Here is a 12,825-nt window from a genome sequence, read left to right on the forward strand (position 1 = left end):
TCAGTGGTCGGTGAGGTCGCAGGGGTCGGGGGAGGGGCGCAGCGAGCGGATCGTGCCGTGCAGCCGGGCGAAGACCTCCGGCGGCATGGCGTCCACCCGGTCGAGGATCTCGGCGGCGCGCCGGTCGGTCGCCCGGGCCTCGCGCTTCTCCTCGTCGGTGAGCAGCAGCGTGCGCAGCGAGAGGATCTCGTCGATCTCCGCCGCGTCGTGCAGGTCGCCGGGGCTCTCCGGGGCGACCTGCGGGTGGTCGGAGAGGATGATCGGCGAGGACAGCACCAGGTCGTGGCTGCCCGGCTCGCCCGCGAGCACGGGGAAGGTGTGCTCGTTGCGGCAGCCGCGGGCGTACGGCTCGGCCCACGCGGGCGGGTCGGCGAGCGACGCGAAGTCGAGGCCGTGGCCGCCGACGAGCGTGTGGGTGGCGATCAGCGCGTGGCGCAGCGCCTCCTCGCGGGGGGTGTCCGGGCCGACGGAGGTGTCGGTGTTCTCGGTGCGGATGCGCAGCCGGAAGGCGGGGCGGCCGGTGTCGAGCCGTTCGGCGGACACGGTGACCGTCGCCTCGACGGGCCGCCTGCGGCGGACCAGCCTGCCGCTGCCGCCGGGCAGCTCCTCGGTCTCCTCGCCGCCGGGGGAGTGCACCGGGAAGCCGCGTCCGCGTGCGCCGTCGGCGAGCAGTTCCGCCAGCGGGACGGTCAGGTCGGTCTCGTGGGGCACCGCCTCGTCGAAGGGGAGGTACACCTCGTCGCCGGCCTCCAGTTGATCCACCGGAGTGAACGTGCCGTCCGCCTCGCGCCGCTCGACCTGCCGCTGCTGCAACTGCAGGTGGCGCACGCGGACGTGCACCACGGCGTCGTCGGCGGCCTCGCACAGGCACTCGGTCTGCTGCCGCCAGGACTCCGCGGAGCCGGCCAGCACCGGGGTGACGGGGCCGTCGGCCTCGATCCACCGGCGCGGCGCGAGCAGCCCGAACTGCCAGCGGACCCGGTTCTTGCCGGAGGAGCGGCGGTAGGGGTAGAGGAGGTAGCCCTCGTAGAGAACGGCGTCGGCGACCGCGCTCGCCCGGTCGAAGCGCGGGCCGGGGTCCGCGACCGGCGTCGCGGGTGCCGTGCCGTCCGTGTCGTTCCGCATCGGGGCTCCGTTCCCTCTCCTCGGGGCCGACGGCGGCAGCGCGTCGGCACCCGGCGAACCTGCGGGACAACGTTCGCACGGTTCGGGGTGTTATGCGTGTTTTGTCGCTTTCTAGGCGTCCACTTGAGGACGTGGCGAGTGCGGCGGCACCCGTCCGGCGGTGCGGCCCGCCCCTCTGTGGCGCCTGGCGTCATGCGTGGTGCCGCGCGGCATCGTTCTGGCGCCTGATGGCGCCACTTCGCGTCGCCGAGTAGTGTGCGGTTGTCTCTGGCGTCATCGTGGTGCCGTCGAATCTGCGACTGTTCTCGCAGGTAAGGGCGTTGGCGTGGGGGCCTCTTTCGAGGTGGGTGCCGTAGTGGCTTGCGCGTGGCGCCATAGTGGTGTCACTATGGCGTCATGGATCTCACCCCGTATGTCGACACACTCCGCCGTGAACTCGCGGTGGCCGCCGAAGCCGGCGGGGAGGAAGCCCGTGAGCTGGCCGACCGGCTCACCGCCCCGCTGGAGTCGGCGACCCGGCTGGCCATGCTCAGCGTGCTCTCCGCCGCGATGGACGAGATCACCCGCGAGCTCGCCCCGGGGTCGGTGGACGTGCGGCTGCGCGGGCTCGATCCCGACTTCGTCGTCACGCCGCCGCCCGGCGGCCCCGGCGCCGCGGAAGCGGCCGCCGGGCCCGTCGAGACGCTCAAGGCTCCCGCTCCCGCCGACGGCGACGACGGTGCCACCGCACGCGTCAACCTGCGCCTGCCGGCCCACCTCAAGGCGCGCGCCGAGGAGGCCGCGAGCGGCGAGGGGCTGTCGGTCAACGCGTGGCTGGTGCGGGCCGTCTCGGCGGCGGTCGACGGCGGCGCGCACCCGCGCCCCGCCGGAAGGACCCCCACGGTCGGCCAGAGCTTCACGGGCTGGGTGCGCTAGCCGCGCCCGCGCCCGCCCGCTCCCCACTCACACCACGTCCCACCTGCGGGGACGCTCCAAGGACTCATGAGGACGGTACCGCCATGCCTGATTTCGACACTCCCGAGCCGATTACGGCCACCCTCCACGTGGGGGCCGGCTCCCTCCGCGTCGCCGCGGCCGACCGCTCCGACACGCACGTCGAGGTGCGCCCCCGCGACCCGAAGCGGAACAAGGACGTACGGGCCGCCGAGCAGACCGAGGTCGGGTACGCGAACGGCGTCCTGACCGTCAGGACCAAGGAACGCCGCATGGTGGGCCCCAGTGGTGCCGTCGACGTGGCGGTCGAACTGCCCGCGGGCTCCCGGGTCGACGTGACCGGCTCCTGGACCCAGGTGTTCGGCGAGGGCCGGCTCGGCGAGGTCCACGTGAAGATCTCGTCGGGCGACACCCGTCTCGGCACGACCGGTCCGCTCCGGCTGGTCACCTCCCACGGCTCGGTGCACGTCGACCGGGTCGAGGGGAGCGCCGACATCGCCACCAGCTTCGGCGGGGTGCGCGTCGGCACCGTCGACGGCCCCGCCGTGCTGAAGAACTCGCACGGCGCCACGAGCGTCGGTGCCGCGCTCGGTGACCTGCGGGTGCGCGGCGCACACGGCGACATCGACGTCGGACGTGCCGAGGGGTCCGTGGCCGCGACGGTCGCCCACGGCACGCTGCGCGTCGCCGAGGTCGCCCGCGGCACCGTCTCGATGGAGAACTCGTACGGCGCCATCGAGGTGGGCGTCCGCCCCGGCACCGCCGCCTGGCTCGACGTCAGCTCCGAGCGCGGCCAGGTGCGCAACGCGCTCGCCGACTCCGGCCCCCCGGAGGAGGTCGAGGACACCGTCAAGATCCTCGCCAGGACCCGCTGGGGCACGATCGACGTGCGCCGCGCCGGAGCCTGAGCGGCCCTCCCCGGGCGCTCGGGCCGGGGCCCTTCCCGGGCCCCTCCCCGAGCGCCGGCCCCGCCTGCCGGGCACGCCCGGCCCCCGCATCCCCCTTCATCACACCCTTCACCTCTGTCTTCGACCAGGAGGACTCCATGTCTTCATCTGTCATGCCCACGCCCAGGCGCGCGGGCGAGGCGGCGCCGCCCGCCGCCGTGTCCGCCGTCGGTCTGCGCAAGTCGTACGGCGACAGGACGGTGCTCGACGGCATCGACCTGCACATCCCGGCCGGAACCGTGTTCGCCCTGCTCGGGCCCAACGGCGCCGGCAAGACCACGACCGTGCAGATCCTCTCCACCCTCATCGGCGCCGACGGCGGCCGGGCGCAGGTCGCGGGCCACGACATCGCCGCCTCGCCGGACGGGGTCCGTGCCGCCATCGGCGTCACCGGGCAGTTCGCCGCGCTCGACGACCTGCTCACCGCCGAGGAGAACCTGCTCCTGATGGCCGACCTGCTGCGCCTCGGCAAGCGCGAGGGCCGGTCCCGGGCGCGGGCGCTGCTGGAGCGGTTCGGGATCGCGGACGTCGGCCACAAGCGGGCCGCGACCTTCTCCGGCGGTATGCGGCGGCGGCTCGACATCGCCATGACGCTCGTCGGCGATCCGCAGGTGATCTTCCTGGACGAGCCGACGACCGGGCTCGACCCGCGCAGCCGCCGCACCATGTGGGAGACGGTGCGCTCGCTGGTCGAGGGCGGCACCACCGTCTTCCTCACCACGCAGTACCTGGAGGAGGCCGACCAGCTCGCCGACCGGATCGCCGTGCTCGACGGCGGCTGGATCATCGCCGAGGGCACCGCCGACGCCCTCAAGGCGCAGATCCCCGGCAGCCATGTGCGGCTGACCTTCACCGGCCTCGACGCCTACGAGAGCGCGGCGGCGGCCTTCCCCGAGGCGTCACGCGACGACGACAACCTGGCCCTGCGCGTGGCGGGCGACGGCGGCCTCGACGCGTTGCGCGCGCTGCTCGACCGCCTCGACGCCGCCGGTGCGCGTGCGGCCGGCTTCTCCGTGCACACCCCCGACCTCGACGACGTCTTCCTCGCCCTGACCGGCGACGGCACCGCCGGTGCCGGCGTCCGCACCCCGCTTCCCGTCAAGGAGACCCTGCGATGAGCACCCTCACCCACGCCGTCCACGACTCGACGACGATGCTGCGGCGCAACCTCAAACACGCGATCCGCTATCCGGCCGTGGGCTTCGGCAGCGCCCTGACGCCGATCCTGATGCTGCTGCTGTTCGTGTACGCCTTCGGCGACTCGATCGGCGCCGGTATGGGCGGCGGCCGGGACGCCTACCTGGAGTACCTGACCCCCGGCATCATCATCATGGGAGTGGCCGCCGGCGCGATGTCCACCTCGATCGCGGTCTGCTCCGACATGACCGAGGGCATCATCAACCGCTTCCGCACCATGGCGATCACCCGCTCGTCGTTCATGACGGGGCACGTCGTGGGCAGCGTGCTCCAGACGATGGTGTGCCTCGTCCTGGTCGTGGCCGTCGCCTTCGCGCTCGGCTTCCGGTCGGACGCGAGTGCGCTGGAGTGGCTGGCCGCGACCGGCCTCCTCGCGGCCATCGCGTTCGCGGTGACCTGGCTGTCGGCGGCTCTCGGCCTGATCTCCAAGACGGTGGAGTCCGCGAGCAACAAGCCGCTGCTGGTCCAGTTCCTGCCGTTCCTGGGCTCGGCGTTCGTGCCGGCCGACTCGATGTCGCCGGGCCTGCGCTGGTTCGCCGAGCATCAGCCCTTCACGCCGATGACCGAGACGCTGCGCGGCCTGCTCTCCGGATCGGAGATCGGCTCCGCCGGCTGGATCTCGCTGGCCTGGTGCGCGGGCATCGCCCTGGTCGGCTACGTCTGGTCGCGGTCGCTGTTCAACAGCACCACCACGCGCTGACCGAGGGGGTGGCGGGTCCGGGAGGGCCGCCACCCCCTCGTCACGCGACGTCGCCGCGGAGGAGGCCGCTGCCCTCCGGTGCGTCGGCCGGGTCGTGGCCCGTGAGGGCCACCTTGTTGTCCCCGTCCACGAACACCACGCTCGGCTTGAGGCCGCGGGCCTCCTCGTCGGACACCTGGGCGTACGAGATGATGATCACCAGGTCGCCGGGGCTGATCAGCCGGGCCGCGGCACCGTTGATGCCGATCACGCCCGAATCCCGCGGGCCCTCGATCACATAGGTCGACAGGCGCGCGCCGTTGTCGACGTCGACGATGTCCACCTTCTCGCCGGGCAGCAGGTCGGCCGCCTCCATCAGATCGGAGCTGATGGTCAGCGAGCCGACGTAGTGCAGGTCGGCCTGGGTCACGGTGGCCCGGTGGATCTTCGACTTCATCATGGTGCGGTACATGGGAGGGTCCTCACGTCCTGTGCCGGTCGGCGGCGCGCACGAAGCGCCCGTCGAGCCTAGTGCAGACGGGTGACCCGTCCGCGTTCCGGTGCAGGTGAGAAGCGTCTCCCGGCGCGGCTCCCGGCAGTCGGCGAGCGGAGGGGGCGGGCCCTTTCGGGGTTCGGCGGCACAGACGGTATCTTGATGTCGAGAAATGTTGCAGACGTGGAGCGGAGAGCACCCGGTGACTGACTCGACCATCATCTACACGCACACCGACGAGGCCCCGGCCCTGGCGACGTACTCGTTCCTGCCCGTGATCGAGGCCTACGCCTCGACCGCCGGGGTGCGGGTGGAGACCCGGGACATCTCGCTCGCGGGGCGCATCATCGCGCAGTTCCCCGAGCACCTCGAGCCGGGTCAGCGCATCGACGACGCGCTCGCCGAACTGGGGGCGCTCGCCAGGACGCCGCAGGCCAACATCATCAAGCTGCCCAACATCTCGGCGTCGATCCCGCAGCTCAAGGCCGCGGTCGCGGAGCTGCAGGAGCAGGGCTACGCGCTGCCCGCCTACCCGGACGACCCGAAGACCGACGAGGAGCGCGAGATCCGCGCCCGCTACGACAAGGTCAAGGGCAGCGCCGTCAACCCCGTCCTGCGCGAGGGCAACTCCGACCGCCGCGCCCCCGCGTCCGTCAAGAACTACGCCAAGGCCAACCCGCACCGCATGGGCGCCTGGAGCGCGGACTCGAAGACCAACGTCGCCCACATGACCGGCGACGACTTCCGCTCCACGGAGAAGTCCGCCGTCGTCGAGCGGGACGGCGCGCTGCGCATCGAGCTGCACGGCGACGACGGTGCGACCACCGTCCTGCGCGAGTCGGTGCCGGTCCTGGCCGGCGAGGTCGTGGACGCCTCCGTGATGCGCGTGGCCGTGCTCCGCGAGTTCCTCGCCCAGCAGGTCGCCCGCGCCAAGGCGGAGGGCGTGCTGTTCTCCGTGCACCTCAAGGCCACCATGATGAAGGTCTCCGACCCGATCATCTTCGGCCACGTCGTCCGCGCCTTCTTCCCGAAGACGTTCGCGGAGTACGGCGAGACCTTCGCCGCCGCCGGCCTCACCCCGAACGACGGCCTCGGCGGCATCTTCAAGGGCCTGGAGTCGCTGCCCGAGGGCGACAAGATCAAGGCGTCGTTCGAGGCCGAGCTGGCCGAGGGCCCCGACCTGGCCATGGTCGACTCGCACCGCGGCATCACCAACCTGCACGTGCCGAGCGACGTCATCATCGACGCCTCCATGCCCGCCATGATCCGTACCTCCGGCCACATGTGGAACTCCGGCGACCAGGAGCAGGACGCCCTCGCGGTCATCCCGGACAGCAGCTACGCCGGCATCTACCAGGTCGTCATCGACGACTGCCGCGCCCACGGCGCCTTCGACCCCTCGACGATGGGCACGGTGCCCAACGTCGGCCTGATGGCGCAGAAGGCCGAGGAGTACGGCAGCCACGACAAGACCTTCGAGGTCCCCTCGACCGGCACCGTGCGCGTGGTGGACGGGAACGGCGAGGCGGTGCTGGAGCAGACCGTCAGCGCCGGTGACATCTTCCGCATGTGCCAGACCAAGGACGAACCGATCCGCGACTGGGTCAAGCTCGCCGTCACCCGCGCCCGCGCCACCGGCGACCCCGCCGTGTTCTGGCTCGACGAGAACCGCGAGCACGACGCCCGCCTCATCGAGAAGGTCCGCGCCTACCTGCCGGAGCACGACACCGACGGCCTGCGCATCGAGATCATGGCGCCGGCCGACGCCATGGCGTTCTCCCTGGAGCGCATCCGCCGCGGCGAGAACACCATCTCCGTCACCGGCAACGTGCTCCGCGACTACCTGACCGACCTCTTCCCCATCCTGGAGCTGGGCACCAGCGCCAAGATGCTGTCGGTGGTGCCGCTCATCAACGGCGGCGGCCTCTTCGAGACCGGAGCCGGCGGCTCCGCGCCGAAGCACGTGCAGCAGCTGGTCAAGGAGAACTACCTGCGCTGGGACAGCCTGGGCGAGTTCCTCGCCCTCGCCGTCAGCTTCGAGCACCTCGCGAAGACCACCGGCAACGCCCGTGCGCAGATCCTGGCCGACACCCTGGACCGTGCCACCGGCACCTTCCTCCAGGAGAACAAGTCGCCCAGCCGTCGCCTCGGCGGCATCGACAACCGCGGCAGTCACTTCTACCTGGCCCTCTACTGGGCCCAGGAGCTGGCGCGGCAGACCGACGACGCCGCGCTCGCGCAGGCGTTCGCCGACCTCGCCGAGACGCTCACTGCGCAGGAGCAGGCCATCGTGGACGAACTGGTCGCCGTCCAGGGCTCGCCCGCCGACATCGGCGGCTACTACCAGCCCCAGGTCGCCAAGGCCGACGCCGTGATGCGCCCGTCGAAGACCCTCAACCAGGCCCTCTCGGCGCTTTCCTGACGCCCTCCCGGGGCGCCCGCACGGCGTCCTCCCGGACAGGCCCGGCGGTTTCCACCGCCGGGCCTGTCCCGTTCCCGCACCCTCGCGGGTCGCACATCCGGACGTGCTCCGTACGTGTGCGCGGGCGTGTGCGTCTACCACGAACGTCCGGGCCGCGAAGGCGCTTTCGCAGCGAGGTCCTTCGTTGTGGGGACACCTCTGCCACTCCTCCCGCCCCCCACCCCTCCACGTGACTAGCGTCCGGTACGGCCGATGCGCGCAGGTCGGCCTTCCTGCCCCGCACTCACGACCGAGGGACCGCGGAATGTCAGTGCCCGTCACGCCCCGCCCGCGCCGGAACAGTGCGAAACAGCGCATGTCACCGGCCGTGCCACTCCTCCTCCTGGTGGTGGCCGCCGTCGTGGGAGGGGCGGTGACACTGGCCGCTCCCGGACCCGCGACGGGCTGGGTGCTGGCAGTCGTGGTGTGCGCCTGGCTGGGCCTCGCGGCGGCCACCGCGGCAGCCGTGACGCTGGTACGCCAGGCGCGCAGCGCGGCCGAGGCCGCCCGGCGCGAGGCCCGCGCCGCCGCCCGGCAGGCCGCCCAGCACGCCGCCGAGGCCGGACACCTGCTCCAGGTCACCGTTCCGGCCGTGCTGGACCGGCTCACCGAGGGCGGCCGCGCCGACGAGACCCTGGCCGCGACCCCGCAGCCGTCGGACCCGCAACTGCGCCGGCTGCTGCACACGTTCGTCTCCGAGGTGGGCGCCGCCGAGGAGCGCGCCCTCTCCGCCACCGCCGCGGCGACCACCGCACGCGTGCGGCTCGAGCAGGCGGGCGGCGAGCTGGACCGCCTCACCGCCACCGTGCTCCCCACCGCACTGGCCGGCCTGCGCAACGGCGCGTCCGCCGACACCGTGCTGGCCGGTCTCGAACGCCCGCAGGACGCACGGCTGCGGGCCCTGCTGGAGTCGCTGGTACGGGAGTTCGCCCGGAGCGAGCGGCGCGCGGCAGCCGCCCAGGGCGCCAGCGCCAAGGCGCTCAGCCGGGTGCAGGCCAAGACGGTCGGCATGCTCGCCGACCTGCGCGAGATGCAGGACCGGTACGGCGAGGACGTCTTCGGCGACCTGCTCCGGCTCGACCACAACACCTCACAGCTCGGTCTGATGACCGACCGGCTCGCCCTCCTGATGGGCGGCCGCACCAGCCGCTCGTGGAACAAGCCCATCGGCATGGAGAGCATCCTGCGCGGCGCGATGGGGCGCATCGCGGCCTACCAGCGGGTGCGACTGCACTGCTCCAGCACGGCGGCCATCGCCGGGTTCGCCGCCGAGGCGGTGATGCACCTGCTCGCCGAACTGATGGACAACGCCGCCAACTTCTCACCGCCCATCGACGAGGTGCACGTCTACGTCGAGGAGCGCAGCGCCGGCATCGTCGTCACCATCGAGGACAGCGGCCTGAAGATGGCCGACGCGGCGATGCGTCGCGCCGAGGAGGCGGTGTCGGGCCGGTGCAACGACCTGGCGCTGCTCCAGGGCACCCGGCTGGGCCTCGCCGTGGTGGGCCGGGTCGCCGCCAAGTACCACATGACCGTCAACTTCCGGCCCTCCTCGCGCGGCGGCACCGGCGTCGTGGTGCTGTTCCCACCGCAGCTGCTCGCCCAGCGACGCATCGCGCTGCCCGAGCACTTCGGCTCCCACCTCGCCCAGCACACCCCGCCGCACGGCACCCCGGCCGCGCTCGCCGACGCCGTGAGCACGTCGGGCACCCACCCCACGCCGGACTCCCTCGGGCCGGACGACCCGGCACCCCGCACCCCCGAGACGCCCCCGGAGCGCGGCGCGCCCGACCCGGTCCGTCCCGCGCCGCTGCCCGCCCAGGCGACCGGCGGCGACGCCGAGTCCACCCCCGGCGGCCTGCCCGTCCGGTTCCCCGGACGCACCATGGCCACGGCCGACCGGGAGCACTCCGAGCACCTGATGCGGCGCCGGGCCGAGTCCCCGCCACCGTCCACCGGCGGCACACCGCGCCATGCCCGTGACGCGGGGACCGGCTTCGGCGCCTTCCACCGCGCACGCCGGGGCCAGACGGACGCCTCCCCGACGCCGCCGGAGTAGCCCCCGGCACGCACGCAGCCGACCCGGGGCCGTGTCCACGGCGCGACGCGGCCCCTCCCCTGCCCGAGACACGACGAAGAAGGAGGCACGGGCTGGTGACCGGCTCCCTGGGCCTGTCCGCCCCCCACCCCACCATGCCGACCACAGACAACAGCCTCACCTGGCTCCTGGAGAACCTGCTGGAACGGACCCCCGGCACGCGCAACGCGCTGGTGCTCTCGCGGGACGGCCTCAAACTCTGCTGGAGCCGTCACCTCGCTCTCGACCAGGCCGACCAGCTGGCCGCCATCTGCTCGGGCATCCAGGCGCTCGCCCAGGGGGCGTCGGTGGAGTTCGGCAACGGTACCGGCGGCGTGCGGCACTCCATGACCGAGTTCCACGGCGGCCTGCTGTTCATCGTGGAGGCGGGCGACGGCGCCCACCTCGCCGTCCTCGCCGACGACGGCGCGGACCCGGGCGTCGTAGGGCACCAGATGAGCGAGATGGTCGAGCAGATCGGCGAGCACCTGCGCGCCGAGCCCCGGATGCTCTCCCCGGAGGGCACCCGCTCGTGAGGCAACCCGTCGACACCGGCGAACCGGACCGGCTCTACACCTTGACGCAGGGGCGCTGCCGCGCAGACGACGACACCTTCGACCTGGTGACGCTGATCGTCAGCGAATGCGAGCCGACCCCGGGCATGCAGTCCGAGCACGTGCGCATCCTCGGTCTGTGCCGCCGGCCCATCGCGGTCGTCGAGATCGCGGCCGAGCTGAAGCTCCCGGTGACCGTCGTCCGCATCCTCCTCGGGGACCTGCTGGCGACCAGCAGGATCACCGCCCGCCGCCCGCCCGTCACCCGGGCCGTCGCCTCCCAGCCCGATTCCGCACTCCTGATGGAGGTGCTCAATGGACTCCGCAACCTCTGAACTGGGCGCCGAACTCACCCCCTCGGACCCCGTCCCGGACGCGGCCGACCCCGGCGGCGGCCCCGTCCTCCCCACGGCCCGTTCGGACCGCACGCCGCTGGCGCACGGCGCCGAGACCGGCCTCAAGATCGTCGTCGTGGGCGGCTTCGGAGTGGGGAAGACCACGCTGGTGCGCGCGGTCAGCGAGATCCGCCCGCTCAACACCGAGGAACTGATGACGCAGGCCGGCGTCGGCGTCGACGAGACCACCGGGGTGGCGGGGAAGACCACCACCACCGTCGCCTTCGACTTCGGGCGCATCACGCTCAACGAGCGGATGGTGCTCTACCTCTTCGGCGCCCCCGGGCAGGAACGGTTCTGGTTCCTCTGGGACCGCCTGTTCGCCGGCACCCTCGGTGCCGTGGTGCTGGTCGACACCCGCCGGATGAGCGAGTCCTGGTATGCCATCGACCGGCTGGAACACCACCGCACGCCGTTCGTCGTGGCGGTCAACCGCTTCGACGACGACACCTCCGCGTTCTCCCTCGCCGAGATCCGGCAGGCCCTCGCACTCCCCGACCACGTGCTGCTGGTCGACTGCGACGCGCGCGTGCGGTCCTCCGGCAAACACGTCCTGATCACCCTCGTCAACCACCTGTACGACATGGCCCTGGCACGGGAGACGACCTCATGACCGACCTGACCGGTGCCGACGCCGAGACCGACGGCCTCGGCGCCGACCCGTCCGCCGCCCACCACCGCACCCTCACCGCCACCGCAGGCGCGAACAGCGACGCCGTGCCGCCCCCCGGCTGTCCCGCGCGGCCGCACGGCACGGCGGTGCGCCTGAGCGGCCTGGAGTACCAGCAGACGCCGTCCGAGCTGTACCGCAGCCTGCGGCGGGAACACGGCCCGATCGCCCCGGTCCTGCTGGACGGCGACATCCCGGCCTGGCTGGTCCTCGGCTATCCCGAGGTCAGCTACGTCACCCAGCACGACGAGCTGTTCGCCCGCGACTCGCGCCGCTGGAACCAGTGGGAACACATCCCGCCGGACTGGCCGCTCATGCCGTACGTCGGCTACCAGCCGTCCGTGCTCTTCGCCGAGGGCGCCGAGCACCAGCGGCGGGCCGGGGTCATCACCCAGGCGCTGGAGGCGGTCGACCAGTTCGAACTCGGCCACGACTGCCGGGTCATCGCGGACCGGCTGATCGACGGCTTCTCCGGCAGCGGTGTCGCCGAGCTGATGAACTCCTACGCCCACCAGGTGCCGATGCGCGCCGCCGTCCAGATGTGCGGCATGCCCGCGGGCGCCGCCGACACCGAAGAACTCGTCACCGACCTGCGGATCTCGCTCGACGCCGCAGAGGGGGACGACCCGGTCGCCGCCTACGGACGCGTGGGCGAGCGCATCGCGCAGCTCGTCGCCGACAAGCGGCGCAGCCCCGGCCCGGACGTCACCTCGCGGATGCTGCTGCACCCGGCGGGCCTGACCGACGTGGAGATCGTGCAGGACCTGATCTCCGTCATCGCCGCCGCGCAGCAGCCCACCGCGAACTGGATCTGCAACACCCTGCGCCTGCTCCTCACCGACAACCGGTTCGCGGTGAACGTGTCCGGCGGACGCGTCAGCGTCGGGCAGGCGCTCAACGAGGTGCTGTGGCTGGACACCCCCACCCAGAACTTCATCGGGCGCTGGGCCGTACGCGACACGCAGCTCGGCGGCCGTCTGATCCGGACCGGCGACTGCCTCGTGCTGGGCCTGGCCGCGGCCAACACCGACCCGCAGATCTGGCCGGAGGCGCACGTCGGAGCGGAGAACTCGGCACACCTGTCCTTCAGCAACGGCGAGCACCGCTGCCCCTACCCCGCCCCGCTGCTGGCGGACGTCATCGCCCGCACCGCCGTGGAGACGCTGCTGGAGCGGATGCCCGACGTGGTGCTGGACACGGAGCCGTCCGAACTGACCTGGCGGCCGTCCATCTGGATGCGCGGGCTCACGGCGCTGCCCGTGCGCTTCACCCCGGCGGCCCAGTGACGGCGGGG

General features: G+C 72.7%; 12 protein-coding genes. 10 read left to right on the forward strand and 2 right to left on the reverse strand.

What is annotated here, in order from left to right:
- The gene (locus K304_RS27840; RefSeq protein ID WP_051308055.1) at positions 1-1,125 is read right to left on the reverse strand and encodes a hypothetical protein; all 1,125 of its coding nucleotides are present in this window, start codon (positions 1,123-1,125) and stop codon (positions 1-3) included.
- A gap of 396 nt (positions 1,126-1,521) precedes the next feature.
- On the opposite strand from K304_RS27840, the gene K304_RS0107360 reads away from it, so the two are divergent.
- The 4 genes from K304_RS0107360 to K304_RS0107375 all read left to right on the forward strand — a co-directional run bounded on the left by K304_RS0107360 (position 1,522) and on the right by K304_RS0107375 (position 4,902).
- Positions 1,522-2,040 (forward strand): histidine kinase, encoded by a 519-nt coding sequence (locus K304_RS0107360; RefSeq protein WP_027763215.1) that lies wholly within the window; start codon positions 1,522-1,524, stop codon positions 2,038-2,040.
- Positions 2,041-2,123: 83 nt separating this feature from the next.
- Complete coding sequence (locus K304_RS0107365) at positions 2,124-2,966, forward strand: DUF4097 family beta strand repeat-containing protein (RefSeq protein ID WP_027763216.1); 843 nt, start codon at positions 2,124-2,126, stop codon at positions 2,964-2,966.
- Between the two features lie 152 nt (positions 2,967-3,118).
- Complete coding sequence (locus K304_RS0107370; RefSeq protein ID WP_037789452.1) at positions 3,119-4,123, forward strand: ATP-binding cassette domain-containing protein; 1,005 nt, start codon at positions 3,119-3,121, stop codon at positions 4,121-4,123.
- The gene (locus K304_RS0107375; RefSeq protein WP_027763218.1) at positions 4,120-4,902 is read left to right on the forward strand and encodes an ABC transporter permease; all 783 of its coding nucleotides are present in this window, start codon (positions 4,120-4,122) and stop codon (positions 4,900-4,902) included. Before K304_RS0107370 ends, K304_RS0107375 begins: the two co-directional genes overlap by 4 nt.
- Before the next feature lie 40 nt (positions 4,903-4,942).
- Here the strand turns inward: K304_RS0107375 and panD are convergent, their stop codons facing one another.
- Entirely contained in the window at positions 4,943-5,353 is a 411-nt protein-coding gene (gene panD, locus K304_RS0107380; RefSeq protein WP_027763219.1) for an aspartate 1-decarboxylase, read from the reverse strand.
- A 223-nt stretch (positions 5,354-5,576) separates the two neighbouring features.
- Here panD and K304_RS0107385 point away from each other — a divergent pair, with 223 nt between their 5' ends.
- From K304_RS0107385 to K304_RS0107410, 6 genes are all read left to right on the forward strand, one after another.
- On the forward strand, positions 5,577-7,796 hold the full coding sequence (locus K304_RS0107385; protein WP_027763220.1) for an NADP-dependent isocitrate dehydrogenase: 2,220 nt from the start codon (positions 5,577-5,579) through the stop codon (positions 7,794-7,796).
- 304 nt (positions 7,797-8,100) lie between these two features.
- A complete protein-coding gene (locus K304_RS0107390; RefSeq protein ID WP_027763221.1) occupies positions 8,101-9,894 on the forward strand; it encodes an ATP-binding protein in 1,794 nt (597 codons plus the stop codon).
- A 134-nt stretch (positions 9,895-10,028) separates the two neighbouring features.
- Positions 10,029-10,448: a roadblock/LC7 domain-containing protein gene (locus tag K304_RS0107395; RefSeq protein WP_027763222.1), complete on the forward strand. Its 420-nt coding sequence runs from the start codon at positions 10,029-10,031 to the stop codon at positions 10,446-10,448.
- On the forward strand, positions 10,445-10,801 hold the full coding sequence (locus K304_RS0107400; protein WP_027763223.1) for a DUF742 domain-containing protein: 357 nt from the start codon (positions 10,445-10,447) through the stop codon (positions 10,799-10,801). Before K304_RS0107395 ends, K304_RS0107400 begins: the two co-directional genes overlap by 4 nt.
- Positions 10,782-11,474, forward strand: coding sequence for an ATP/GTP-binding protein (locus K304_RS27845; RefSeq protein ID WP_078528753.1), 693 nt, complete (start codon positions 10,782-10,784; stop codon positions 11,472-11,474). Before K304_RS0107400 ends, K304_RS27845 begins: the two co-directional genes overlap by 20 nt.
- Positions 11,471-12,817: a cytochrome P450 gene (locus K304_RS0107410; protein ID WP_486591599.1), complete on the forward strand. Its 1,347-nt coding sequence runs from the start codon at positions 11,471-11,473 to the stop codon at positions 12,815-12,817. The genes K304_RS27845 and K304_RS0107410 overlap by 4 nt, the downstream gene beginning before the upstream one ends.
- Positions 12,818-12,825: the final 8 nt, after the last annotated feature.

The organism is Streptomyces sp. CNS606 (genome assembly GCF_000426325.1).